The sequence below is a fragment of the Acidobacteriaceae bacterium genome, assembly GCA_035944135.1.
In the GTDB taxonomy this organism is placed as follows: domain Bacteria; phylum Acidobacteriota; class Terriglobia; order Terriglobales; family Acidobacteriaceae; genus Granulicella.
Window position 1 is genome coordinate 163,403 of record DASZBM010000008.1, and the last position, 25,402, is coordinate 188,804.

Annotated in this window: 26 protein-coding genes; 10 read left to right on the forward strand and 16 right to left on the reverse strand. The window is 61.7% G+C overall.

The window, feature by feature from the left end; all coding sequences use genetic code 11:
- Positions 1-77 precede the first annotated feature (77 nt).
- A complete protein-coding gene (locus VGU25_13275; GenBank protein HEV2578173.1) occupies positions 78-1,277 on the forward strand; it encodes a YncE family protein in 1,200 nt (399 codons plus the stop codon).
- Positions 1,278-1,378: 101 nt separating this feature from the next.
- On the opposite strand, the gene VGU25_13280 is transcribed toward VGU25_13275, so the two are convergent.
- Positions 1,379-1,984 carry a TonB family protein gene (locus VGU25_13280; GenBank protein ID HEV2578174.1) on the reverse strand — a complete coding sequence of 202 codons (606 nt, stop codon included), beginning with the start codon at positions 1,982-1,984 and terminating at the stop codon, positions 1,379-1,381.
- Between the two features lie 186 nt (positions 1,985-2,170).
- Here VGU25_13280 and VGU25_13285 point away from each other — a divergent pair, with 186 nt between their 5' ends.
- Positions 2,171-5,101: a DNRLRE domain-containing protein gene (locus tag VGU25_13285; GenBank protein ID HEV2578175.1), complete on the forward strand. Its 2,931-nt coding sequence runs from the start codon at positions 2,171-2,173 to the stop codon at positions 5,099-5,101.
- Positions 5,102-5,170: 69 nt separating this feature from the next.
- On the opposite strand, the gene VGU25_13290 is transcribed toward VGU25_13285, so the two are convergent.
- The 5 genes from VGU25_13290 to VGU25_13310 form a co-directional block, all read right to left on the reverse strand.
- Entirely contained in the window at positions 5,171-5,638 is a 468-nt protein-coding gene (locus tag VGU25_13290; GenBank protein HEV2578176.1) for an Hpt domain-containing protein, read from the reverse strand.
- A gap of 7 nt (positions 5,639-5,645) precedes the next feature.
- Entirely contained in the window at positions 5,646-6,017 is a 372-nt protein-coding gene (locus VGU25_13295; protein HEV2578177.1) for a response regulator, read from the reverse strand.
- 35 nt (positions 6,018-6,052) lie between these two features.
- Positions 6,053-7,624, reverse strand: coding sequence for a response regulator (locus VGU25_13300; protein ID HEV2578178.1), 1,572 nt, complete (start codon positions 7,622-7,624; stop codon positions 6,053-6,055).
- Positions 7,625-7,939: 315 nt separating this feature from the next.
- Entirely contained in the window at positions 7,940-8,710 is a 771-nt protein-coding gene (locus VGU25_13305; GenBank protein ID HEV2578179.1) for a lysophospholipid acyltransferase family protein, read from the reverse strand.
- A gap of 14 nt (positions 8,711-8,724) precedes the next feature.
- Positions 8,725-9,705, reverse strand: a complete 981-nt coding sequence (locus VGU25_13310) for a nuclease (GenBank protein HEV2578180.1) — start codon at positions 9,703-9,705, stop codon at positions 8,725-8,727.
- Between the two features lie 446 nt (positions 9,706-10,151).
- Here VGU25_13310 and VGU25_13315 point away from each other — a divergent pair, with 446 nt between their 5' ends.
- A complete protein-coding gene (locus VGU25_13315; GenBank protein HEV2578181.1) occupies positions 10,152-11,432 on the forward strand; it encodes a hypothetical protein in 1,281 nt (426 codons plus the stop codon).
- 176 nt (positions 11,433-11,608) lie between these two features.
- Here VGU25_13315 and VGU25_13320 read toward each other — a convergent pair whose 3' ends face one another.
- The 3 genes from VGU25_13320 to VGU25_13330 form a co-directional block, all read right to left on the reverse strand.
- Positions 11,609-12,262 carry a TIGR03435 family protein gene (locus VGU25_13320; GenBank protein ID HEV2578182.1) on the reverse strand — a complete coding sequence of 218 codons (654 nt, stop codon included), beginning with the start codon at positions 12,260-12,262 and terminating at the stop codon, positions 11,609-11,611.
- 556 nt (positions 12,263-12,818) lie between these two features.
- Positions 12,819-14,138 (reverse strand): nicotinate phosphoribosyltransferase, encoded by a 1,320-nt coding sequence (gene pncB, locus VGU25_13325; GenBank protein ID HEV2578183.1) that lies wholly within the window; start codon positions 14,136-14,138, stop codon positions 12,819-12,821.
- A gap of 102 nt (positions 14,139-14,240) precedes the next feature.
- Positions 14,241-14,870: a PEP-CTERM sorting domain-containing protein gene (locus tag VGU25_13330; GenBank protein HEV2578184.1), complete on the reverse strand. Its 630-nt coding sequence runs from the start codon at positions 14,868-14,870 to the stop codon at positions 14,241-14,243.
- A gap of 288 nt (positions 14,871-15,158) precedes the next feature.
- On the opposite strand from VGU25_13330, the gene VGU25_13335 reads away from it, so the two are divergent.
- The 5 genes from VGU25_13335 to VGU25_13355 all read left to right on the forward strand — a co-directional run bounded on the left by VGU25_13335 (position 15,159) and on the right by VGU25_13355 (position 17,376).
- Entirely contained in the window at positions 15,159-15,581 is a 423-nt protein-coding gene (locus tag VGU25_13335) for a hypothetical protein (GenBank protein HEV2578185.1), read from the forward strand.
- Entirely contained in the window at positions 15,574-15,762 is a 189-nt protein-coding gene (locus VGU25_13340) for a helix-turn-helix transcriptional regulator (protein HEV2578186.1), read from the forward strand. The genes VGU25_13335 and VGU25_13340 overlap by 8 nt, the downstream gene beginning before the upstream one ends.
- A gap of 102 nt (positions 15,763-15,864) precedes the next feature.
- Complete coding sequence (locus VGU25_13345; GenBank protein HEV2578187.1) at positions 15,865-15,990, forward strand: hypothetical protein; 126 nt, start codon at positions 15,865-15,867, stop codon at positions 15,988-15,990.
- Between the two features lie 86 nt (positions 15,991-16,076).
- Positions 16,077-16,250, forward strand: coding sequence for a hypothetical protein (locus VGU25_13350; GenBank protein ID HEV2578188.1), 174 nt, complete (start codon positions 16,077-16,079; stop codon positions 16,248-16,250).
- Between the two features lie 64 nt (positions 16,251-16,314).
- Complete coding sequence (locus VGU25_13355) at positions 16,315-17,376, forward strand: deoxyhypusine synthase (GenBank protein HEV2578189.1); 1,062 nt, start codon at positions 16,315-16,317, stop codon at positions 17,374-17,376.
- 555 nt (positions 17,377-17,931) lie between these two features.
- Here the strand turns inward: VGU25_13355 and udk are convergent.
- From udk to VGU25_13380, 5 genes are all read right to left on the reverse strand, one after another.
- A complete protein-coding gene (udk, locus tag VGU25_13360) occupies positions 17,932-18,573 on the reverse strand; it encodes a uridine kinase (GenBank protein HEV2578190.1) in 642 nt (213 codons plus the stop codon).
- A gap of 139 nt (positions 18,574-18,712) precedes the next feature.
- A complete protein-coding gene (locus VGU25_13365; GenBank protein HEV2578191.1) occupies positions 18,713-19,615 on the reverse strand; it encodes a purine-nucleoside phosphorylase in 903 nt (300 codons plus the stop codon).
- 44 nt (positions 19,616-19,659) lie between these two features.
- Positions 19,660-20,571 carry a hypothetical protein gene (locus tag VGU25_13370; protein HEV2578192.1) on the reverse strand — a complete coding sequence of 304 codons (912 nt, stop codon included), beginning with the start codon at positions 20,569-20,571 and terminating at the stop codon, positions 19,660-19,662.
- A gap of 238 nt (positions 20,572-20,809) precedes the next feature.
- Positions 20,810-21,166, reverse strand: a complete 357-nt coding sequence (locus VGU25_13375) for an MmcQ/YjbR family DNA-binding protein (GenBank protein HEV2578193.1) — start codon at positions 21,164-21,166, stop codon at positions 20,810-20,812.
- 5 nt (positions 21,167-21,171) lie between these two features.
- Positions 21,172-22,422, reverse strand: a complete 1,251-nt coding sequence (locus VGU25_13380; GenBank protein ID HEV2578194.1) for a nucleoside transporter C-terminal domain-containing protein — start codon at positions 22,420-22,422, stop codon at positions 21,172-21,174.
- Positions 22,423-22,679: 257 nt separating this feature from the next.
- On the opposite strand from VGU25_13380, the gene VGU25_13385 reads away from it, so the two are divergent.
- Both VGU25_13385 and VGU25_13390 read left to right on the forward strand, forming a co-directional pair.
- Positions 22,680-22,880: a cold-shock protein gene (locus tag VGU25_13385; protein HEV2578195.1), complete on the forward strand. Its 201-nt coding sequence runs from the start codon at positions 22,680-22,682 to the stop codon at positions 22,878-22,880.
- 136 nt (positions 22,881-23,016) lie between these two features.
- On the forward strand, positions 23,017-23,427 hold the full coding sequence (locus tag VGU25_13390) for a hypothetical protein (GenBank protein HEV2578196.1): 411 nt from the start codon (positions 23,017-23,019) through the stop codon (positions 23,425-23,427).
- 9 nt (positions 23,428-23,436) lie between these two features.
- Here the strand turns inward: VGU25_13390 and VGU25_13395 are convergent, their stop codons facing one another.
- The gene (locus tag VGU25_13395) at positions 23,437-24,810 is read right to left on the reverse strand and encodes a thymidine phosphorylase (protein HEV2578197.1); all 1,374 of its coding nucleotides are present in this window, start codon (positions 24,808-24,810) and stop codon (positions 23,437-23,439) included.
- Positions 24,811-24,829: 19 nt separating this feature from the next.
- Entirely contained in the window at positions 24,830-25,270 is a 441-nt protein-coding gene (locus VGU25_13400) for a cytidine deaminase (GenBank protein HEV2578198.1), read from the reverse strand.
- Positions 25,271-25,402 lie beyond the last annotated feature (132 nt).

Genomic DNA, 25,402 nt, shown 5'->3' on the forward strand with positions numbered 1-25,402 from the left:
AATACGGCGAACATCCGCCCCTTCAAAGTTCTAACTTCCTCGCTGACAGACCCTCCGCCGGGCGATATGGTTGCTCCATGCGCTTTCTGCTCGCCGCGGCCGCACTCTGCCTCTGCCCGCTCGCGGCCGCGCAAACCTCAACCCACATCCTTGACGTAAGCCCTATCCCGACCGATGGCCATCCATCCCAGGCCATCTTTACCCCTGACGGCCAGTACATCCTCGTCACCGTCACGCACGAGCACCGCCTCGGCTCCGGCATCGAGGTCTTTCACATCGACGGCGACAGGATCAAGCGCATCGCCTATAACCCCCTCGGCGCCGAACCCGCCGGCGGCATCCTGCTCATCCCCAACAGCCGCACCGTCGCCGTCGGTTTCTTCGACGCCGGCGTCGCCTTCCTCCCGCTCGATTCCGTGCTCCAGGGCAACGCCGCCGCGCACATCATCCCGCAGGGCGACCATGCCGGCTCCGGTGATCTCGCCGTCACCCCTGACGGCCAAACGCTCTTCGTCGCCAATGAGTTCCTCCGCGGTGGCAGCGTCGGCGTCATCTCCCTGCGCCGCGACCCCAAAGGCCAGCTCGCGCCCGTCGGCATCGGCGAAATCTCGACCCAGCTCGTCACTCCCGGCATCGCCATCTCACCCGACGGCACACGCCTCTACGCCACCAACGAGCTCCTCCCCGAACACCAGCCCGAGCGACTCCCCGGCCACGCCAACCCAGACCTCCAGCACGGCAACTGCGTGCAGGACGACATCAATCACCCCATGCAGAACGGTGGTCTCTCGGTCATCGACACTGCCAAGGCCGCCGCGCCCACCAAAGACTTCAGCCCGCAGCAGGAGCGCCACGCTACCCTGGCCGTCATCAACGCCGGCTGCTCTCCCATGCACGAGGCCGTCTCCTCCGACGGCCGCACCGTCTACCTCACCGCGCAGGGCGACAACAAGGTGCTCGTCTTCAATACCGCCGCGCTCGAGCATGACCCGGAGCACGCCCTCGTCCGCACCATCGACACCAGCGGCGAAGCCCCCGTCGGTCTCGCCCTCTTCGATCACGACCGCAAGCTTCTGGTCGCCAACTCCAACCGCTTCACCGACGGCCCCGGCAACGCCGCCGTCATCGACCTCACCATCGACCCGGACAAACAGCCGGTCATCCAGACCATCAAAACCGGCGACTTCCCACGCAGCATCACCGCCTCACCCGACGGCCGCACCCTTCTCCTCACCGTCTACCTCGCCGACAAAGTGCTGCTCCTCACCATGAAGTGAAAACAGTGCAGGGAAGGGGCACAACCACGAAATGAAGGGGCACGGCTTCAGCCGTGCCATTTGACGCGAGAAAAACGGGGCTTTAGCCCCTGGGGTCGCGACTACGCCGCAGTCCCACGCCGCTCGTAATGAAACAGCAGCTCCTGCTCGCTCGCGATCGGCGTCCCATTCCGCGTCGCCGGCGTAAACGTCCACGTCCGCACGGTCGCCATCACCTGCTGATCCACATCCGGCCCAAGGCTCTTACTCACCGACAAGTTCGTAACCTTCCCCTGCGCATCGATCAGCGCATCAAGCACCACATCGCCGCTCGTCCCCGGCGCCAGCGTCGACAGATCCGGCGTCGGCCTTGGATGAAACTGCACCAGCGCGATGCTGATATTGCCGTCACCCTCTGATCCGTCCGCCGCATTCCCCGGCGCCTCATTCGTCGCCGCCTGCGTCAACTGCTTCGCCTTGTGGGTCAGGCTCTTCGCCGGCGCAGGCAGAGCCGGCCCCTTTGCCTGCACGCGCGGAGCCGCGCTCGCCGACCCGGGCGGCGCTCCCAGCAGCTGATAGTTGAACATCAGCACCGTGCCCTGCGCCGTCCCCGGCATATGTTTCGGAGCCAGCAACGGCCCATGCACATGCGCCATCAGGGCCAGCACGCCGGCGACACCCGCATGCACGCCAATCGACAGCAGCGCACTCCGGCGATTTGGCGCCATCCGTCCCATGCCACACAGTCTAGGCCCGCTCTCTCCGAAACTCCAGCATCAACATTGAGTTGTATTGCACGAAATGCCTTATCCCGCTACAAAACAAACGAGTATTCACCACATCTGCTGTATCCGGTCACCCGCCCTGTAGCGATGTGACACGCTGAGTTTCGATCGCTGAAAGGGTTAAGAGGTTTGTCGGGACCGCATCACCGGACAACTTGGAGGAGCCTCCTCTGCGCGCTGCTCGCGCTGCTTTGGAGCGTTCCCGTCTTCGCCGTCCAGGCCACCCTCCTCGCCGACACTCACGTCTCCTCCGCCCAGCCCGACGTCAACTCTGGCACGCTCTCCAACCTCAACGTCGGCGGCGGTTACACCACGCTCATCCAGTTCGACCTCGGCATCCTTCCCTCCGGCACAACGGCCTCCCAGATCACCCGCGCCACCCTGCGCCTCTACTGCAACCTCGCCACCACCCCCGGGGCCGTCTCCGTCGCTCCCATCACCTCCGCCTGGGGCGAGTACAGCGTCACCTTCAACACCCTCCCCACCATCGGCTCCCCCATCGGCTCCATGCAGGTCCCTGCCGCCGGCCAGTTCATTACCGTCGACGTCACCTCTGCCGTCCAGTCCTGGGTCACCGCCCCGTCCTCCAACAACGGCCTCGCCCTCACCTCCGCCGCCGCTATCCTCCAGTTCGACAGCAAAGAGAACGACCAGACCTCCCACGCCCCCGAACTCGAGATCGCCCTCGCCGCAGGCAGTTCCGACGCAGGCACGGTAGGCCCACAAGGCCCCGCCGGCCCCCAGGGTCCTGCAGGCCCACAGGGTCTCCAAGGCCCCGCAGGCCTCACCGGAGCGACCGGCCCGCAGGGTCCCACCGGTCCCGCCGGAGCCTCCGGCGCCGGAGCCTTCGTCTACCAGGGCGCCTACAGCTCCTCCACCAACTACGCGCAAGGCTCCGTCGTCACCTTCGGCGGCTCCACCTACGTCTCCCTCGCCGACGCCAACCACGGCAACACCCCATCCTCGACCCCTTGGGCCTGGGGAACCCTCGCCCTCGGTGCCACCGGCGTCCAGGGCCCGCAGGGAATCGCCGGTCCCCAGGGCCCATCCGGCCCAACAGGCCCGCCCGGAGCCACTGGCCCCACCGGCCCAACCGGCGCCGTCGGACCGCAAGGCCCCACCGGCGCTCCCGGCCTCGCCTACCAGGGCGCCTACGACCCCACCCACAACTACGCCGTCGGCGACGTCGTCCTCTTCTCCGGCTCCAGCTTCGTCTCCACGCTCGGCAACAACCACGGCAACACGCCCGGCCAGACCTCCGCCTGGGGCACGCTCACCTCCCAGGGCGCCCCCGGAGCCACCGGCGCCGCCGGCCCGCAAGGCCCCACCGGCGCCCAGGGCCCCATCGGCCCCGTCGGCCCTCCCGGCCAAACCGGCCCCCAAGGCCTGCAGGGAATCCCCGGACAGCCCGGAGCGCAGGGCCTCACTGGCCCGCAAGGTCTCGCCGGCCCTCAAGGCGCCACAGGCCCTCAAGGCCCCGCCGGTCCCATCGGCCTTAACTTCCAGGGCCCCTACGACCCCACCCGCAACTACGCGCTCGCCGACGCGGTCCTCTACAACGGCTCAGGCTACGTCTCGCTCCTCGCCAACAACCACGGCAATGCGCCCGACCAATCCCCCTCCGCCTGGTCTCTCTTCGCCTCGGCCGGAGCCCCCGGCCCCCAGGGTCCCGCAGGCCCCACCGGCCCGCAAGGCCCCTCCGGCGTCACCGGTCCACAAGGCGCAACAGGTCCCACCGGCCCGCAAGGCCCCACAGGTCCCGCAGGCCAGGGCCTCAACCTGATTGGCACCTACAGCAATCTCACCAGCTACAACCTCGGCGACGTCGTCAGCTATAACGGCTCCAGCTACGCCTCGCTCGCTTCCACCAACCACGCCAACATCCCCGATCAATCGCCCTCGTACTGGATGCTGCTCGCTGCGCAAGGCCCCGTCGGTCCCACCGGCGCCGCCGGAGCCCCCGGCCCGCAGGGTCCCGCAGGCGCAACCGGCTCGCAAGGCCCCACCGGACTCACCGGTCCGCAGGGCGCAACCGGCCCAGCCGGCCCGCAAGGTGCCACCGGCCCGGCAGGGCAGGGACTCAACCTCACCGGCGCCTACTCCGCCACCACCAGCTACAACCTCGGCGACGTCGTCGCGTACAACGGCTCCAGCTACGCCTCTCTCGTCGCCTCAAACCACGGCCAGCCGCCCGACCAGTCTCCCGCCTACTGGATGCTCCTCGCCGCCCAGGGCCCCGCCGGAACCCCCGGCGCGGCCGGCCCACAAGGCCCCACAGGGGCAATAGGCGCGACCGGCCAACAGGGCCCCGCCGGCCCGCAAGGCCCAGCAGGTTCCACCGGAGCCACGGGCGCTCCCGGCATGAACTTCCGCGGCCAATGGTCGTCCGCCGTCCATTACTCCACCAATGATGCCGTCAGCTTTGACGGCTCAACCTACCTCGCGCTCTCCGCCGGCTCCAATCAGGAGCCCGACCAGTACGCGCAGGTCTGGACCGTCATCGCTCAGGCCGGCAGCACCGGCCCCACCGGTCCCGCAGGCAGCGCTGGCACCATCACCGTCGGGACCGTCACCACTCTCGCCGCCGGCTCTTCCGCCACCGTCACCAACTCCGGCACCGCCCAGGACGCCATTCTCAACTTCGGCATCCCGCAAGGCGCGACCGGCCCCGCGGGCAGCAGCGGCTCGACGACCACCACATCCGGCAGTTTCGCGGCGATGTACCACCCCACCAGCTACAACAACACCTATTACGCGCTTAACTCGCCCAACGCCTCCACCACCGAGAGCGACGCCGTCCTCGCCTGGATTCCCAAGGCCTGCACGGCTACAGAGTTCGACGTCCAGTCCCGCCAGAGCGGAAACATCACGGTTACCCTCCGCCTCGGCGCCTCCGCCACCACTATGGCCGACACCACGCTCGCCTGCACGCCATCGAGCGCCGGCTCCTGCCCCGCGCTCGGCTCTGTCTCCATCCCGGCCGGCAGCTTCGTCGACCTCCGCATCAGCGGAGCCTCCGGCACCGTCGCCGGCGTCTGGACCTCACTTACCTGCAACTAAAGTTGTACTTTCAATAGGTTACGTGTCCTGCTGTTTCGGCGTCTCAGCAAGCATGGGTGCAGAACAGGACTACAACGGTAAAGACGCCCTCAGCTCCACCACTAGCTCCCGCAGAGTCACAGGGTCTACCACGCCGTCGTCCTCCAGCAAATGCTCGATCTCCCGCGCCAGCTCCGTTCCGCGCGGGTACCCGAACATTCCCAGCGACCCCGCCAGCTTGTGCGCGGTATCCGCCGCGCCGCGCCGCATAATCGGAGAAAGCCTCCCGATCACTGCCGCCTCGCACGCGATGTCCAATCCATTCAGCCGATCTGAAAGCAACGGCACGCTGCGCTCCCATAGCGCGCTGATCAGTTCCCGCGCAACGTCGCCCGGCCTCGTTCCCGCGCCGTGCCCGTTTAGAGAGCCGTGTCCGTTGTGAGAGACGTGTCCCAAGCCGTTGCCCGACCCGTGTCCGTTGTGAGAAACGTTTCCCAGGCCGTTGCCCGCGCCGTTGAGTGTGCTACGCCGCTTCGGCGGGTGACAGCCAGACTCCATCGTGCTTCTAACTCCATCCCAGCGTTGTCGCCATTTGCTCGGCAAGCGTAAGCGGATCGAACGGTTTGAATAAAACACCCGCAACGCCGAGCCCCGCAAAGCGCCTTTGATCTACGCCTTGAACTTTCGCTGTCAGTAGAACTACGGGAATCTTAGCGATCTCTGGTAGACGTTGCATCTCACGAAAGGTGGTAGGCCCATCCATCGAAGGCATCATAACGTCCATCAAAATGGCGTCCGGTTGTTCTTCATGGGCGGCACGAATGCCCTCAGCACCGGAGCATGCGGTCAAAACGCACCAGCCGGCAACAGATTCCAATGACAGAGCCGCAACCTCGCGGATGTCGTCCTCGTCATCAATGATGAGAATACGGCGCATGTACCAGACCTGGAGATGAGAATTGCTGCTTTATTCTACGCTGATACCGATCCCATTGCCGGTTTTCCTAAATGCCGAACCATGGCCAGTATCAAATCTTCAACGTGGCGGGGCTGAACTCTGGCCTTGGTTAGGAACTGCGTCGGTCCCAAACGCAGCTGCGCCATCTCCGCCTCGCTCAGCTCGCTGCCAGAGTAAACGACCAGCGGCAATGTCCTGAGTTTCGGCTGCCTCCGCAGCCAGTCCACCAGCGCAAACCCTGATCCGTCCCGCAGCGTCAGGTCCAGAATCAGCAGATCCGGTGCATTTTCCTGGCAATAACTCTCCGCCTCCGCCAGCGAGCTCACGTGATCGATGCTCAGCGAACCCTCCTCGCCCGCTGACCTGAAACTGGACAGAACCACCGTCGCCAGGTCCTCGTCATCCTCCACCAGCAGAATCTTCCCCGGCCCGCTGGTCGGGTGCAGTGCCCGGGTAATCTCGGTCAGCAGCAGAGTCTCATGGAACGGTTTCTGCACCCAGCCCTGGGTCGTCGGCACATCCGGCGTCCGTGTCGCGGGCGAAAGCACGCTTAGCACCACCACCGGAATCTCCGCCGTCTCCGGCTTGCTCTTCAGCCGCTCCAGCGTCTCCCAGCCCGACATCCCGGGCATGCACAGGTCCAGCAGCACAGCATCCACCTGCTGCTTGGCCACAGCCTCCAGAGCCTCTTCGCCGCTGGCCGTCTCAATCACGGTGTACCCATTGCGCCGCAGATGTTCGCGCACCACGTTGCGCACAATCGGGTCATCATCGACGACGAGAATGGCCCCCTCCGACGCCGCCGGCAGTGCCGCCGCCTGCTCCGCCGTCGAGTATCGCGGCAGTCGCAGGATCACCGTCGTCCCCGGTCCCGCGCCCTTCGTATCGTTCCGCTCCGCCCAGATCGTCCCGCCGTGTTGCGCCACGATGCTGCGGCAGATCGCGAGACCCAGCCCCGTCCCGCCCTTCTGTCGCGCATCCGACGTTTCCACCTGCCCAAACCGGTCAAAGATGCTCTCCAGCTTGTCGAGCGGCACGCCACGCCCCACGTCCACCACCTGCAGCACGAGGTTGTCGCCGTCCGAGGCCGTCATCACCTTTACCTGCCCGCCCCGTGGCGAAAACTTGACTGCATTCGAGAGCAGGTTGGTCAGCACCTGCTGAATCCTGTCCGGGTCGCCGTCAAACGAGATCGGCGTCTCCGCCGGCTCCGGCGCAATCTCCAGCGCCACCCCAAACTTCTCCGCCATCGACCGCATCGTCTCGACCGACTGCGCCACCACGTCGCGCAACTCCAGCCGCCGGATCTGCAGCGGCGCCCGGCCCGACTCCATCCGCTCCAGGTCCAATATGTCGTTAATCAGACGGACCAGCCGCTCCGTATTGCTGCTCGCAATCCGCAGCAGGTTCGCAGCCTTTTCATCCACATGCCCGGCCTTGCCCGACGACAGCAGCCCCAGCGCTCCATGGATACTCGTCAGCGGCGTTCGCAGCTCATGCGACACCGTTGAGATGAACTCATCCTTCAGATTGTCCAGTTGTTTCCGCTGCTGCAGCGCCGTCTGATGCTGCAGAATCTCCCGCATCGCCCTCGCCAGCTCATCTGCCAGCAACGCGCTTCGGCGGCGTGCCCGCACCAGAGCCACCGAGACAATTACAAGCGCGACGATCAGAGCCGCTGAGAGCCAGATTAAAACCATAAAAGCAGTGCGGACCGGAACCTAATGGTACCGCAGACCTGCAACAATCGTTGTACCAGTACGGGTACGAAGGTCGCGCCTTTCTACGACTTCTGGTCTCGTAACTGCTCCGGCAACCTCCCCAAAGCCGCTTGTAAACACAAGATTCCAATGCTAAATAACTGCCTGAGCAGGCCACACCGTCTCGCTATCCGCTAAGACCTAAGCCGCAACATCTGCCCTTCCGCTCACCGCCAGCACCGCCTCCCGAGCCTCCGCCGCCGCGACCTTGCGGTCCTCGAGCGCCGCCCGCGAAAACTCCACCGGCTCTTCCGCAAACCGCACCTCCGCCTGCACCTCATTCAGCCCGAGAAAATTCCACAGGTGCTGCACCAGCGTCTGCGAGCTCCAGTGCACATCGTTCCGCGCGCTCTTGCCCTCCGCCCGGTCCTGCTCCGACACCTCATAGCGGATAAACCCTGGCCACACCGGCACCTCCGCCTCCATCGCCTCCGCCAGCAGCCCGCTGCGGAACGGCATCACCGGCTCATCCCCGATAAACGTCCCGCCCTCCGGAAAGAACACCACCGGCAGCCCATCGCGGAACCCCTTCGCCATACCCTTCGCCGCCTTCTCCGCGCTCCCACCCCCGCCGCGTTCCACATAAACCGTGCCCACCATCTTGCTGATCCACCCGATCACCGGAATCTCCAGCGTGTCCGTCGCAGACACAAATACGCACGGCCGGATCGCCCCATGCACCACGATGTCCAGGTAGCTCAGGTGATTCGTAATCACCGCGCCTTCCATCGGCACCGGACCCTCAGTCTCATACGTCACTTTCGCCACCCGAAGCGCCCACCTGCACGTCCCCGTGAGCCACTCGGCGCGTTCTCGCCTCGTCCGCGGCCGCGTCACCATAAACTTCATCACCCGCACGGCAATCACGCCAACGATGCCTGCCGCGCGCCACAGCTTCCTGAACACACCCACTAGCCCAACCCTTCTTACGGCGCCCCGTGATACTCCTCAACCGGGTCCGCGCTATGCACCCAAGCCGAATAAATCAAATCCCGCAACTCAATCGCCCCCGCCGCCAGCCGCTCGTCCGTAAACGCCTTCGCCTCCGGAGTCCCCGCGCCCGTAAACCCTCCCGCCTTCTCCAACTGGTACACCTTCTCCACCAGTCCTTGCGAGTGCTCAATGTACTTCCAGTACTGCGTCCACTCATCGTCAATCTTCACCGGAGCCGCCGCCTTCACCAGCGGGTCCACATCCGCCCGCTTCACATTCGCGCTCACATACACCGACTCAAACTCCGAATGAATCTTGTGCTCCGTCGTATATCCATTCGGATTCGGCCCCGTCCACCCGTTGTACTGAATGGTCAGATGCAGCGGCTGCGACCCATCGCCCACATAATGCCCCAGCCACCCCGCGTCATACAGGACCGCGAGCTCCACGCCGCTCGTATCCTGATTCGCCGCAGCCTCTTTCCTGTACTCCCGCAAATCCGACTTCAGCCGCTGCCAAACCTCTTCCACCTGCCACGGCTGAAACCCCACTCTCTCATCCAGCTTCAATTCCGGATGCTGCGCCTGCGCCGCCGCCAGTGCCCGGATAAAGTCATACCGCCGCCGCGGAAACTTGTACCCATCGACGCAATCGGTCGTCCCTTCCGCACACTTCGTCGCCGCCAGCACCGCCCACTCCCAATCCAGAAAGTGGTCCGGCGACTGCACCGCCACCAGCTCCGGCTCCGCATCCGTCTGCTTCCACCTGTCAGGCTCCGGCCCCATCCACGTGTCCACATCCACCGCATTCCCATTGCGCATAAACGCCGGCACATCGGCTGGCAGATTCTCCACCGCCAGCTGGTTCACCATCATGTGCCCATCGCGGCCCCACGCCCACGCGCTCTGAACACCACACCCCAACACGGCCGCAACCACCACCGCAGCCCCTACTAACCCTCGCCCAAATCGCATTGCGGAAGTATACGTGTGAGAAGTTTCGTTAAGGGCACGGCTTCAGCCGTGCCGCAGCTAGCCGAGAACGCGCGGAGCTTTAGCCCCTGAGGTACCGTGCTCAGCCGACCCCAGACCCGGGTGGCCCATCCTTTCACGGTCTTATCGTGAAAGGGTGGGGTATCGCGCGTTAAGACGCGCGAGAAGAAACTCGAATTCGGCAGAATTCTTGAAACAGACATCCGCGACTACATCGAGAAGGAGTCTCGTCAAGCGCACGGCCTCAGCCGTGCCATACAGCCACAACGAGAACGGGAAGGGCCCGACTTCAGTCGGGCCGTAACCGCCGCGCGCACCGCGCGCTTCCGCTCTGCCGAAGGCCCAAGCGCAGCCCGAAGGGCGATGCGCCTGAATTGCCTTCCTGGGCGCCTGCTACACTCCCTCTGACCTCCACAACAGGGCTATCAATGCAACTCTGCCGCACGCTCACCTTCAGCTTGATTTCTTTCCTCATTGCGCTGCCTGCTATCGCGCAGCTCAAAGAAATCGACGCCACAAAGCTCCCTCAAAGTCCCGCCGTTCAAGCCGCCTTCCGCAGCGCCCAGGATCTCGAGCGCTACGCCGATACGTGGACTCTGAATTGGAACTACGACATCCCAAAGGCTCAGGTTCAGGACAAGCTCGCTGACGACCTCGGCATCCTCAGCAAAGCCGTTCAAAGCGATCCCAACAACCACGAACTCCAGTTGCTCACCGGCCTCGTCGCCCACTTCGCCTATAACGTCAACGACGAAGCCGCCTTCGACCCCGCCACCAGCAACCTCACGAAGGCCGCGGCAAGCGATCCCGCCGATATCCGCGGCGACTGGTTCCTCGGCATCCACCAATGCCAGGCGCTTCAGGTTGTTGCCGGCATGAACCGTCTCCCGAATGTCGAGGCCAAAGATAAGAACCCCCCGCCTGACTTCTGGTACGACTACATCACCTGCGCCAGCATTGCGATCCTTCCCGCGCACACGCTCCGCGCCATTGACCGCGCCGTCGCCGACGGCCAATCCCCGGAAAGCTACCACCAACTCTCCGAAATAGCGGCCAGCCGTTACAAAACTGCAGATCTCACCAAGACCATCAATGCCCATGAAGCCTGGGCAGACGAAATACTTCCGAACAATCGCGACCTCTTCACCAGCCACCTCTGTGGTGTCTCTTTCATCGTCGACGTGAGGTCAGACATACGCATCTCCGACGTAACAAACGGCGCCTGCTATGCAATGGCCAGTCCACCATCGGAGAAGCCTCCCGCTCCCACCTTCCTCGTCATCGCCACCACTCCCCCTGCAGGCCAGACCCTCGACGACTTCGCGAGGTCCTATCTGAAAGATCACGACGTTTCCAAAGAAGGCAACACCCGGATAGTTACAGCGCAGGGTCTGCCTTGTCCCGTCGATCGCTGCCTCTCGCTTGATATCGTTGCCCCCACCGTCTACTCGAAACAGGGGGGCGCCCATATCCTGCTTGTCGCCTTTGAGCGTGACCAGCCCCGCTACGACGGCCTTCCGTTCGAAAAGCCCCAGGGCCCGCCCGTAGAAAAGCCGCAGGAGAAGCCAGTAGCCTTCCACTTCGATTACATCTTCCACCGCATCCCCGGCAAGCTCTACTATCTCGTCCTGCTCGATTCAAACCAGCAGATCTTCGCGACCAGCAAACCAGAGTTCGACGAATTCCTCAAATCTCTCGTCGTCGAATAACGTACACGCGAGAGATCTCGCGAGAGCCACAGCCCCGAAGGGGCACGGCTTCAGCCGTGCCGTAAACCCCGCGCGCATCGCGCGCTTCCGCTCTGCCGAAGGCCAGCGCGAAGCCCGAAGGGTGAAGCGCCTGAATTGCTTTTCTCAACGCGCCCCGAAAGGCCCAGCCCCAGCTATCAGTTCTCCGTCGGAACCTGATCAACATGCTCGATGACAATCGTCGTCTGTTGTACCTTCTCCTTCACAAACTGCAGCCCAAGACTCTCACGAAGAACGGTCAGCAACGAAGGGAGCGATGAATCAGTCGACTCCGGCGACGCGTAGCTCAACCGAAAATCGTATTTGCCTTTCAGTCCCGTCTCATCAACCGTAGGCCGATACCCCAACGGCCGCCCCAACATCGACGCAATATCCTGCATCGTCGCGTTTTTGGCGACCATGAATCCGTTTTGCGCTCCCTGGGTAAAACCCAACTGATAGGACCCGCCCTTGCTCTCCTGAAGCTTTGGACCACCCTTTCCAATCACCAGTCCATATCCCGGAACCTCATCCGTCTCGCTGTGGTATCGGAGGTGCAGCCGTTCATCGAGCAGATGCTGCAACGGAAGCCGCAGTTCCTCATAGGAAAGCCCCCGTTCACCCTCCGCCTTGGCTCGAATCGTGTACGCCGTCGAAAAGAACCACTTAGGTTGCCCTATCACCCGAACATCGCCAAAAGCGAGGATCATCAAGGTGGAAAGCGAAGCATTGCGCACGATGAACTCGGAAGCTCCCGGATCGCTCCTGGCAAAGACGTGAACCGGATCGTCGGAGACCCTGAACGACGCCACCTCGAACGACTCAACTGGGTGAGGCCCATTCGTCCTGGCTGGTTCGAGTCGACTCCGGTCGGCGGTCTGAGGAACGGCCGCAGACGACCACCACAGCAGCAACAGCAGCAAAACCACGACAGGTAACCTTGTGAAGCCTGGAAACCTCACATCTCCGCATTTTCCAGGTGCCATCCGGTTCATCCGTTCGCCAATACCCTAATTCGCCAAGCTGGAAAAAACCGAAAGATTAAAAGAAAAACAACGGAAGCCTTTCACAATGCCGTCTGAGCGTCAACGCCACCGGGGCTCGCCGTCAGCTTGTAATCATCCTGCAGCCGATCCGCCATATTCGCCGCCCGGACAGCTTGCTCCAAAACCTATTACGCTTGACAACCCACCCGGTTCCCCAAGGGCGGCTTTGCTTCGAGGTCTATCACTCCAGGTCAGAACTCCAGCAGAATCAAGACTTTGCGCACAAAGTATCTGGAATGAAGACTTTGGAAATTAAGTCCAGGCCTAACCATAAACAAATCAAGACTTTGCACAAAAAACCGGGGGGAGGGGGGGGGTACCCCTAAACCAGCACCGGCTGCTCCCTTAGCACCGGTGTGCCGAACACGCTCCGGTAGCGCGCAATCTCCTCCGCCGGCCCGGTCGCCTTGCTCGCATTGTCCGAAAGCTTAATCGTCGGCATGCCGTCCACGCTGGTCAGCTTGCACACCAGCGAGATCGGCTCAAACGAATCCTCGCCGCGCGGATGACACCCTCGGAAGTCGTTCGTCAGCAGCGTCCCCCAGCCGGCCGCAAACCGTATCCGCCCCTCGAAGTAATCATGCAGCGCAATGATGGTCTCTGCGTCCAGCGCATCGCTCGCAATCAGCCGCTTCGTCCGCGGGTCCTGGCCATGCCGCAGCAGCCACGCAATGTACTCATCCCCGGCCTCAAACGGGTCCTTCGAGTCCACGCGCTCCCCGGTCCATCGCGCCACCCACTCCGGTGCCCCCTCCAAAAACTGATTCGTCCCAAACGTATCCGGCAGCAGAATCAGCAACTCGCCGTGATAGCTCTGCTGCCACAGCTCGAGCACCCGATACTGCGATGCGCGCAGTTCCTCGTCGCTCCCGCGCGAGGCCATCGCCGCCAGCGCCATCGGCAGCTCATGCGCATTCGTGCCGATCGCCTCCAGGTTGTGCTTGTACGCCAGCGCTGTGTTCGAGGTGCCGCTGAACCGCTCCTCGCCCACATCGAGCGCAGCCTGCAGCGCCTCCACGCAGTACTCCTGCCACAGGAAGCTATGCCGCCGCCGGGTCCCAAAGTCCGACAGCCGCAACCCCTCCACCCTGCGTAACTTCTCAATCTTGTCCCACAACCGCGTCTTCGCACGCGCGTAGAGCACGTCCAACTCGAGTTCGTTCAACTCGGCGAGGGCCGCGCGGGTCTTCATCTCGCTCACGATTGCCAGCGAGTAGACCTCCCACATCGTCACCTCGGTCCACAGTCCGCTGAACCGCAGCACCAGTTGACCGTCCTGCTCGCTGATCTCATAGTCCGAGAGCCGGAAGCTATGCTCCATCCAGTCCAGGAACGCGGGCTCGAAGATCTGCCGCACGCCATAGAAGGTATTGCCTGCCAGCCACACAAGCTCTGACCGCTGGAACTTCAGCCGCGTCACGTAGTCCATCTGCTCACGCAGCGCTTCCGCCGAGATGCGCTCCGCCAGCTTCACCTTGACCGTCCGGTTGGTGATTTCGCTCGATGCCGTCACGCGCGGAAAATTCTTCCAGATGAACTGCAGCATCAGGAACTTGTAAAAGTCCGTATCGAGCAGCGAGCGCACGATCGGGTCCAGCTTCCAGTTATGGTTATGCGCGCGCTCGGCGAAGTTCACGTTCATGGCTCGTTCCTAAGCCTACATGGATGTCCACCGACGGAAAACGGCGCAAAAGGAAGAGGGCCGCTCGAGCGGCCCTCTTCCGGGATGCTGAAGCAGATTAGATCAAGCTTTGAAGCGGCGGCGAAGAATGCCAGCTGAGCCGAGCAGGCTGGTTGCCAGAAGGGCAAGGCTGCTGGGCTCGGGTGTTGTCGTGATGCTGACGTTGTCGAGCAACGCACCGATGTTGTTGTTTGGCCCCAAGTCAATGAATTGAAGCTGAACTGGATCGGAGGTGACATTGAAAAGGGCATTTGTGACGACACCCGATGTGATGTCATCGCTGGCCAGGGTGAACGTCTGGTCGTAGAAGGTCTGGGTCGGGGACTTGACGATGACCTCGGTGGTGCTCGAGACGCCGCGATCTGAACCGATCAGGTCAAAGTTCAGGAGGTAGCTCCCCGCCGCAAGGTTCAGGGTCGTCGTCAAATTCAGGTTTCCGGCCGAGTTTCCGCCGGTGCCGCCCATATCGACGCAGTTGCCGGATTCCGGTCCCCTGCACAGATATCCGTAGCCGTCAGCGGGGCCGACGATATCTACGTTCGTTCCATTGATCGCAGTAAAGGCACCGGCGGTCGTCACATCAAGTTGAGCGGTCGTCTCGTTGAAATTTTCCGAAAAGACGGTGTCCGCGTGCATGACTCCAGTCGTCAGCAACAGCGCTGGCACACAGAGTAGGAGGTTCAGTTTTTTCACTACGCACCTCGTTAGAGAGAATTGCCCACCAATCTCCCTGAGGCCCGCAGACACACGTGCTCTTCCCGAAAGACTCTGCAAGGAAAGTAGATTAGGCATGAGAAGAGATACCAAACGGCTCCTCAAGCGAACAAGAAGGTAAAAGTAACTGAACAAGACTCTTTGGGTGGTTACCGGGATTGTTAGGGAAAACGCGCTTCGCTCCTCTCCAGGAAAGTTGTCAATGGTGCTTGACATGACAAGGACGCTTGACGTAAAGTTTGCTTGTCATCAGGAGAGAGGCGAAAGATGCGAGCGATCTGCGGGAATCAGACCAAAGCAGCAAAGCGTTACGTTCAGCGCATGGGTGCTATCGCACTCGTTTACTTGGCCACCGTGTGGGTGATTACGACGTACGTGCATCAGCACCGGCCGACGGGAGCCAAGTTGTTCGTGCTCGCGGCCGTGCCGGCCTTTGATGTTGTTGCGATGATCGTCGTGGTCGGGTTGTACCTACGCGAGGAGATCGACGAATTCAAGCGTTATCAACTTGTCGTATCTATTCTGTGGGCGGTTGGCTTCACCCTTGCCCTGATGGCGTTCATCGATTTCCTGCGAGCCTACCAGTCGATCACTGCTCCTCCGCCGTTTTTTGAGTTCACAATTTTCTGGATTTCGATGGCTCTCGCGCAGGCGATCCTCACCTTCCGCAACCGGGTGCGCGATGAATAACCGGTTGAAAGATCTTCGGGCAGAACGCGGATGGTCGCAGGCGGCGTTGGCGGACAAGCTTGAAGTCTCGCGGCAGAGCGTAAACGCGATCGAGACAGGGAAGTACGATCCGTCGCTGCCTTTGGCGTTCCGGATCGCGAGGATATTCGGCAAAACGATTGAAGAGATTTTCTCGGAGTAGTTGAGGGTTTTTGAAAAAGGCGAAAGGAACGTTGCGATGAAGTGGGCATGCAGGAGCGATAGGGCAAACGTTGCATTCTGGGTTGCGGTTATGGTGTCGTCAATGACCCCGACGTGGGCAATGCCGCCTGTGCACCACGGCCGGACGTGGCTGATTGGAGTGGTGGCTGGGTCGGTGATGACGATCGGGTTGGGGCTGCTGGCGCTGCGGAAACGACGCTGCGCATGACAAGTGTCCTGGGCGATTGCTGATGTTGTAAGTATTTGCGTGGCGTAGTGGAGAGTAGGATGAACATGTCTAGCGAAGGTACGGAAATGAAGACGATTCTGCAGTATGTCGTGGCGGCGGCACTGATCATTCTCGGAATCATTCTGCTCTTGAACCCCCTGCCTCCGGCAGAGACGACGAGCCAGATCCAACCCCAGCAGGGAACCAGTTCGCTGCCGATGAACCGCCCAGCTTATCGTCCTATGATGAGGCTCGCGTAATTTATCGCGCATTTGTATTGGACCCCCGTGTTTACTAGCGAAACACGATAAACTGGAAGCTGACATGGCTACCAAAAAAGAACTCCTCCAAAACAAGATTCAGCACATCGACATCACCGAGCACAATGTTGTGCCGCTGGTGGACGCGATGGCTTCGATGGCCTATAGCTCGCGCGATCTGGCGCGTGCGGCCAACATTTACGACATGATGCTGCGCGATACCGAGTGCGGCGTCATCCTTTGCCTCGCCGGCTCGCTTATCTCGGCCGGCCTGCAGAAGGTCATCGTCGACCTGGTGCGCAACAACATGGTCGATGCGATCGTCTCGACCGGCGCGAACATCGTCGACCAGGACTTCTTCGAGGCGCTCGGCTTCCGCCACTACATCGCGGGTGACGAGTACAAGTACGGCGCGGGCGATGCCGACCTGCGCGAGCTGATGATCGACCGCATCTATGACACGTTCATCGACGAGGAAGAACTCCGCATCTGCGATGAGACGACCGAGAAGATCATCAACGGAATGAAGCCCGGCGCGTACAGCTCGCGTGAGTTCATCCGCGAGATGGGACGCTACCTAAAGGAGAACGGCCGCACGCCTGAGAAGGGCAACGCGGACTCGATCGTCCTTGCCTGCTATGAGAAGAACGTGCCGATCTTCTGCCCCGCGTTCTCGGACTGCTCGTTCGGCTTTGGCATCGTGGCACACATGCACGCGCGCCAGGGCAAGCCGCACTGTTCCATCGATTCAGGGAAGGACTTCTACGAGCTGACGCAGATCAAGATCCAGAACCCGACGACGGGGCTGCTGATGATCGGCGGAGGCGTGCCGAAGAATTTCGCGCAGGACATCGTGGTCGCGGCCGACATCCTCGGGGTCGAGGCCTCGATGCACAAGTACGCGATCCAGATCACAGTGGCCGACGCCCGCGACGGTGCGCTCTCCGGCTCGACGCTCAAGGAAGCAAGCTCCTGGGGCAAGGTCGACCTGACCTACGAGCAGATGGTCTTCGCCGAAGCGACGATCGCATTCCCGCTGATTGCAGGCTACGCGTATCACAAGAAGGCGTTCGCAGCGCGCAAGGGCAAGGCGTTTGCGGAAAAGCTGGATCTGGTGACGGCGTAACGAGAGTGGTTAGTGGTTAGTAGTTAGTGGTTAGTGAGCGGCGGAGCTTCGGCTCCGCCGTTTTGCGTTAGGCGATATCAGTCCTCGAGTACTTCTCTAAGTGATATTCGGGATCAGCTCCTCTCTGGGGCGGTGTGTTGATCCCTGAGATGAAGAGGTGGCACGGGAAAGCAGCCGCACAGATGATAAGCTCCGCTCCTGCAGAACCTAGAAAGCTGCCGCCGGCTTCAATCGTGTGGCCTTCATCCGAGATCATAAGCTTCTGCCGCACGTACCGAATCTTCGAAGCCAACTATATCGAGCAGGAGATCGTCAGGAGATGGTTCAGTAACACGTTCGAAGCGCAAACTCCCAATCTCCGTTCGGTACGCGACATCGTGCATCTCGGATGAGATGCGGAGGCCGTCCTCGTTGCCGAACCAAAGCGTGACCTGAGTCGGTCCTCCGTAGGACGCGAACTCTGTTGAGATTCTATGGAATGGGCGCGCTAGCAAGCTTGCCAGGTCGACTCCCGGGTTTGCTTTGAACGGAATCACTGGTTGCATAGTCAACAGTTCACAATAACCCGCGCGTGCGCAGTTCTCGGAAGATCTGTTCGATGGACCAGTCGAGGGCGTCGGTGCCGAGTACGGTCATGGTGGCGCGGGTTTGTGAAGGGATGACGTAGAGGTCGGCCATAGGCTTGACGGCAGCGTTGTACTGCTCGCGGACGGAGTCTTCGGTGCGGCCGCGCTCGCGGATGTCGCGGTGGATGCGGCGGGCGAGGCAGAGCTCGTCGGGTGCGTGGACGTAGACGGAGAGATCGTAGGCTGCGCAGAGCTCGGGCCAGTGCAGCGCCATAATGCCTTCGACGACGACGAAGCGCGTGGGCTGGATGCGGTCGAAGGCGCCTGGCACGCGGGTGTGCGTGCGGAAGTCGTAGATGGGGCGGTCGATGGCGTGGCCCTGCTTGAGCGCGAGGAGATGCGGGATGAATAGCTCGCTCTCGAGCGAATCGGGGTGGTCGAAGTTTTGCTTACATCGCGAGTCAAGCGGGAAGTGCGCGAGATCGCGGTAGTAGAGGTCGAGCGGGAAGAGTGTGGCCTCAAGCTGCGCGGCGAGCTCGCGCGCGAGGGTGGTCTTGCCAGAGCCGGAACAGCCGGCGATGCCGATGAGGATCGGCTGCGCGGGAAGGCTGAGCTGTTCGGGCTGGGGCACGGTTGATAGTTTATCGGGCAGCAGGAATGAAAAGCAGATTCCCTTCGGGAATGACAACAAGAGCGCAAAGCGCTGGCGCGTCTTACGCGCGATACCCCACCCTTTACGCAAACGCGCGCAAAGGATGGGCCACCCGGGTTTATGCGTTGGCAACGATTGCTGCGACTTGCGGGATGAGGGCTTTGACGAGCGAGGTGAATTGGGCTTCGACGCGTAGGCCAGTCTCCATGACTTCGGCGTGATGGATGGGTTGATCGACGACGCCTGCTGCCATGTTGGTGACGAGTGAGAGGCCGAGGACTTCGACGCCCATGTGCTGCGCGATGATGACCTCATGCACGGTGGACATGCCGACGAGGTCGGCGCCCAGGGTGCGGAAGGCGCGGATCTCGGCGGGTGTTTCGTAGCTGGGGCCAAGGACGGCGAGGTAGACGCCTTCGGGCAGCGGGATGTTCTGGCGCGCGGCCTTTTCGGCGGCAAGTTTGCGCAGGCGCGGCGAGTAGGCGGTGGTCATGTCGAAGAAGCGCAGGCCCGCGCCGGGGCGGATGGCGAAGCGCGGATCGTTGGGCCCGAGGGCGGCATTCTGGCCGGTAAGGTTGATGTGGTCGGAGATGCAGACGATGCCGCCCTGCGCGAAGGACTTGTTGATGCCGCCGGCGGCGTTGGTGACGATGAGCGCTTTGCAGCCGAGCAGCCCGAGCACGCGTGTGGGGAACGTGACCTCAGACATTGCGTAGCCTTCGTAGGCGTGCACGCGGCCCTGCATGACGGCGACGGGAACGCCCGCGATGGTGCCGAGGACGAGTTTGCCCTCGTGGCCTTCGACGGTGGAGCGCGGGAAGTTCGGGATCTCGCTGTAGGGGATGACGGTGGGGTTTTCGACCTGAGACGCGAACCCGCCGAGGCCGGAGCCGAGGATGATGCCGAGTGCCGGCTGTACGTCAGTCTTGAGGAAGATATGGGTGAGGGCCTGCGTGACGCGCGTGTGGAGGTCTGGCGCGTTTGACTCTGTGGCGGTTGTCGGCTGCTTCTGATCGGCCATTCGAAAACTATAAGCGAAGCACGCGGAGTCTCGTGAAACGGCCGCTAACGTGACGTGCGATTTCGAAGCGCTCTCTTGAAGCTAGGCAGCAGGTCCTTGAGGTGCTCGGTGAAGTAGAGCTCATTGCGCGGCCGGGGAGGTGAGATCATCTGCGGCGAGATGTTGGCGAATGAAGGAGCCTCGCGATCGTTGTACTGCGACAGGATGGAGAGAAAGTCTTTGGCTAACTGAGGCGTGGAGAACCTCTGCCAGAGAGTTTCGATCACGCCGGAGTCGATGATCGCTTGTGAGTCGTTGGCGGGATCGAGATTGCGCAAGATCTGATCCAATTGCTCGGGAGAGTCGAAGAGGAACCGGTCCAGGCGAAATTCGCGCAGCAGGGCGGAGTAACTCGGTGTGTCCGACGCAATGGGAATGAGGCCCGCCATGAGGGAAGTGACCAGCTTGTTTGGCGACTTGATATAGGAATTCAGCGCGAGATCGAGCGAAAAGTGACTGAGGATGCAGTAGTCGAAGGCGGTGGCTTCTTTTTGAAATGAATCGTTGCGATAGGGGATGGTGGGGAAATTGAACTCATTTTTGAACTCTGCTTCATTCACGATGAGTGAGAAATCTGTGATGCGGTCAGCCGCCAGATGCAATCTGAGCACAGGAATGAGCGAGGCCATCCCCTTGTTGAAGCTCTCGGCGTATCCGAACCAGAGGAGCCTGGAAGTTTGCTTGATGGGAAATGTTGGTGGGTGTTGGCTGTCCGTGCCGGCGATGGGGTCGATTGCCTCGGGGAGGTAGTAGACGGGCTTGTAGAACTGGCTGGCGAGCACCTTCCTGTGCAGAGGTGTCGGCATCAGGAAGAGGTCCGCAACTTCGTAGCTCGGGAGATAACGAGAGAATTCGTAGATGTCGCTGCCGAAGCATGCGGCGAGGAACTTTCTTCCCGTGTTGCGAGATGCTTTCAAGGATGTAATCGCGGGGAGATCGTCGAAATGAAAAAGAACGCAAGAGCCATCCTCGATTTGAAGATCCTGAGACGGCGGGACGAGGCGTGCGGAGGTACCAGGCATGCTCTGCAGACCACGTAGCAGGGCCTCGGACTGCAGTCGCACAGTGGCATCTGAATCGTCTTTCGAGCTGACGATGAGGAAGGATGTGCACATGGTTTGCGCAGATAATACCATCGGCCCGCAGCGATGCAGGCTAGTGCGGTTTACGGCTCTTTGGCCTGCGGGTGGAAGCGTTCTTTTCGACGCGGAGTTTGTAGGCAGTCTGGAGCGCGTCGTGCAGCGTGTCTTTGTCGACGGCGGCGAGGATGATGTGTGTGGCGCCCATGCGGCCCCAGCCTCCGGAAATGGGCAGGAAGACTTCAGGCGCGTCGGCGACGAAGCCTGCCTGGATTTCGGGGGTGAGCATGAGGTTGCCGTAGCCCTTGTCTGCCATCGCGAGCGTGGCGAAGATGTGGCCGCCGACACGGAAGTCGGGCTGTCCCATGTGCGAAGCTTCTTCCGCATTGGGAAACGAGAGCGCGATGCGGCGGAAGTCGGCGATGGTGGCCACGGCTCTTACCTTGGCAGAAGCATACTCACAATGCTGGCGGACATGAGGTTCGCCATGGTGCCGGCGAGCAGAGCGCGCAGGCCGAGGCGGGCGAGGTCGTTGCGGCGGTGAGGGATGAGCGCGCCGATGCCGCCGATCTGCATGCCGACGGAGCCGATGTTCGCAAAGCCGCAGAGCGCGAAGGTGGCGATGGAGAGTGTGCGCGCGCTGATGGCGCCGGTCTTCGCCAGCGTGCCGAGCTGCGTGTAGGCGATGAACTCATTGAGCACAGCACGCGTGCCGATTAGGTTGCCGACGATGGGGGCATCGTGCCAGGGCACGCCGATCATCCACGCAATAGGCGAGCAGAGTACGCCGAGCGCATTGCCGAGCGAGTGCGGGAAGTGGATGTGGCCGTGCGCCCAAAGATCGTTGGAGATGCCAAGCATGATGGCATTGATGAGGCCGACGATCGCGAGGAAGCTGATGAGCATGATGGCGACGTTCCATGCCAGATTGCCGCCATCAATGGTTCCACGTGCGATGGAACCGACGAGATTTTCTTCCTGGTGCTCCTCGGATTTTGGCATCTTCACCGTGCCGAGTGTGGCGGGAACTTCGGTCTCCGGCACGAGCATCTTGGCGATGAGGATGGTTCCCGGCGCGGTCATGATGACGGCAGAGAGCAGGTCCTGCGCATGGATGCCGAAGAGGATGTACGCGGCCATGATGCCGCCGGAGACGTGCGCCATACCGGAGGTCATGATGGTCATGAGCTCGGACTGCGTGGCGTCACCGAGGAAGGGGCGGATGGTGAGTGGGGCCTCGGTCTGGCCCATGAATATGCTGGCGGCGACGTTGGTGGACTCGGCGCCGGAGGTGCCCATGGTGCGCTGCATGAGCCAGGCGACGACCTGGATGACGCGCTGCATGATGCCGAGGTGGTAAAGCATCGCGAAGAGCGCGGAGACAAAGATGATGGTGGGCAGAACCGCGAAGGCGAAGACCGCGAGCGGGCTTTTGGGGTCGCCGAGCTGGGGCCCGAAGACGAGGATGGAGCCATCGGCCGCATGGCCGAGCATGGCTGTTACGTGGTCGGCGGACCACTTGAGGATGACTTGGCCGACCGTCCACTTGATGACCAGGAAGGCAAAGAGGATCTGCAGACTGAGTCCCCAGATCACAGTTCGCCAGCGGATCGCATGCCGGGCAGTGGAGAGCGTGTAGCCCACGCCGATAAGAACAGCAAGTCCAATCAGTCCAGTAAATCTGCCCAACGCGCACTCCTGTACTGGAGGGGAATGGGTGGAGTGTAACGAGTTGTGTGAATATTCGCTACAGCGAAGTTGACGCGATGAGCGTTTGCTGCATCAAATAAATCATTGAGTGCATGGAAGATGTTCGCACGTGGTATACTGGAACAGATCGACGAACTCCGATCTGGTTTTTCTTGCTTGTTCCGGCTCTACCGCTCGACCTCGCGAAATCCAAATTGCGTTCAGCGGTACATCTAATTGAATAGGAACAAGTGAATATGGAACAGGGAACAGTGAAATGGTTTAACGATGCGAAGGGCTTCGGCTTTCTGAGCCGGGCTTCAGGCGACGACGTGTTCGTGCATCACTCGGCAATCCAGAGCAACGGCTTCCGCTCGCTGCAGGAAGGCCAGCAGGTTGAGTTCAACGTTGTGAAGGGCCCCAAGGGCTGGCAGGCAGAGAACGTTCGCGCTCTCTAAGCGTTGCGAAGTTGAATTCGGATAGGGCGGTCGGTTGACCGCCCTTTTCCCTTTTGCACACGCGAGCAGGATGGCTGCGTACCTGCAGCCCCGTGAGGACGGATTTCCTCATTGAACCGAAGTGCCTGGAGGATTCATGGCCGTCGTTATCTCAGACAAGTACCACCTCAAATCCATTCACGAAGAGATCGGCCTGTTCGACCGTAAGCTCGCGCATCTGATGAAGTTCGAAAAGTTTGAGACAGAGGCCGCGCGTGACGAAGCTGCACGCAAGATGAGGGTGAAGCGCGAGACGCTGGTCAAAACAGCGACGCGGCTGGCCGAGGAAGGCATTGAGTTCAAGCCGGGAGATTTGCCGCGGTCCATGCGACCGGAAGGCGAGCCTGAGCCGCCTCCGCCGGCGGTGGTGATTGCGGAGACAGTTGTTGTCGAGCAGCCGGCCCCCAGCCGGAGCCTGGGACGTGAGAGCAGCGGACCTTATGCGGGCACCTCGCTCGACTGGCAGGCAAGCGTTCGCCAATACATGCTGAAGAAGGGCAAAGCGTAGAGCAGAGCGCTATTGCCGGCGAACAATTTCGCGGATGAGCGGCTGCGGCGCGGGCGGCTGGTCTGCGATGCAGACAGTTTCCTCAAGCATGCGGAAGGGTTCGTCGAGCAGCGCCGGATCTTCGGTAAACAGCGTGAAGATCGGCTGGCCCGCCTCGAGTTTTGCGCCGAGTTTTGCGTGCGATTCGATGCCAGCATGCGCACTGACCGGATCGCCAGGCTTTGCGCGGCCCGCTCCGAGTCGCTGCACGGCCCAGCCAACCTCCTTGCAATCCATACCCCTGAGGTAGCCCGCACGCGACGCTGCGAGCGTCCGCGTCGCCTTTGGTTTGTGAAACGCAGCGGGGTTGTCGAAGATGCTGGTGTCTCCGCCTTGCGCGCGCACAATGTTGAGCCACGCTTTATAGGCTGCACCGGAGCGGAGCAGGTTGTCCGAGAGCTTCGCGCCGTCGTCGGGTGACTGCGCTTTGCCGGCGAGGAAGAGCATCCAGCCGGAGAGCGCATTCGAGAGCTCGATGAGGTCGGCGGACATTGCGTGACGCGTGCCGCGCATGATGTCGACGCACTCCCAGACTTCGACCCAGTTGCCGCTGAAACGGCCGAGGGGTTCTTCCATTGATGTGAGCAGGGCAACAGTGCGTGTGCCTGCGAGTTCACCGGTGGAGACCATGAGATTGGCGAGCAATTGCGATTTCTCGTATGTCGGCATGAATGCGCCGGAGCCGACCTTCACATCGAGTACGAGGCCGCGGAGATCTTCGGCGAGCTTCTTGCTCATGATGCTTGCGGTGATGAGGAATGGCGATTCTACGGTGCCTGTGTGGTCGCGCATCGCGTAGAGGATGCGGTCGGCGGGGACGAGCCGCGGCGTCTGGCCCACGAGTGCGGCATGGCACTCGCGCAGCACTTCGCGCATGCGCGGCAGTGAGAGCTGTGTGTCGAAACCGGGAATCGTCTCGAGCTTGTCTAGAGTTCCGCCGGTATGACCCAGGCTGCGGCCAGAGATCATCGGGACCGAGATGCTGGGACTGTTTTCGAGTCCCGCTGCCGCGAGCACCGGAGCGATCAGCAGCGAGCTCTTGTCGCCGACGCCACCGGTTGAGTGCTTGTCGACGGTGAATGTGTCCAACCCGGAGGCGTCGAAAGTCTCACCGGAATAACGCATCGCGGTTGTGAGATCGGCGAGCTCGCGCGGCGACAGTCCGCGCTGAAAGACCGCCATGAGGAAGCTGCCGATCTGCGCGTCGGTGATGGTTGGCGTAGATTTTCTTTCGCCACCTTGAACGACGCTGCGGACGAACTGATTGATCTCTTCGGTGGACAGCTCGTGGCCGTCGCGCTTGTGAAGGATGAGATCGATAGGATGGAAGACTTGCTCGGACATATTCGCTTCGGTGCGGGTTTTACTTCTGGAGAAACTGCATGCGGAAGGCGTGTGGAAGCAGCGCGCCGAGTGTAGTCGATTCCTCTGCACCCCTTTCGCCGGGATAGAGGATGAGAACGTCATCGTCGCCGAACTCGCTGAGTGTCTGACGGCAGGCACCGCAGGGCATCGACGCTGAATTATTCAGGTTGGCTACTGCGACGGCACGCAGGCGGACGGAGGGACCGCGCTCGGAGACAGCGCGTGCGACCGCCGCCTGCTCGGCGCAACTGGTAAGCCGGTAGGAGCAGTTCTCGACGTTGCAGCCGGTGATGATCGAACCATCGGTCAATAACAGCGCGGCGCCCACGCGAAAGTGGCTGTAAGGTGAGTAGGAGTTTGCGGCCGCGGCCCGGGCGAATTCACGAAGGTGTTGCTGATCAGCGGGAGAAAGCGAGTTTGTGGCAGCGGCAGACGACATGACGAGTTGTTTAGGGTAGCCGCTCGGGCGAACGAAGGCAAGGTGTCAAGCATGAGTCTGGAACAGCAGATGGCCGGGAATTGAGACTGTGCAGCGCACGAATGCATCAAAAGCAGAGGCAGAATCTGGAGC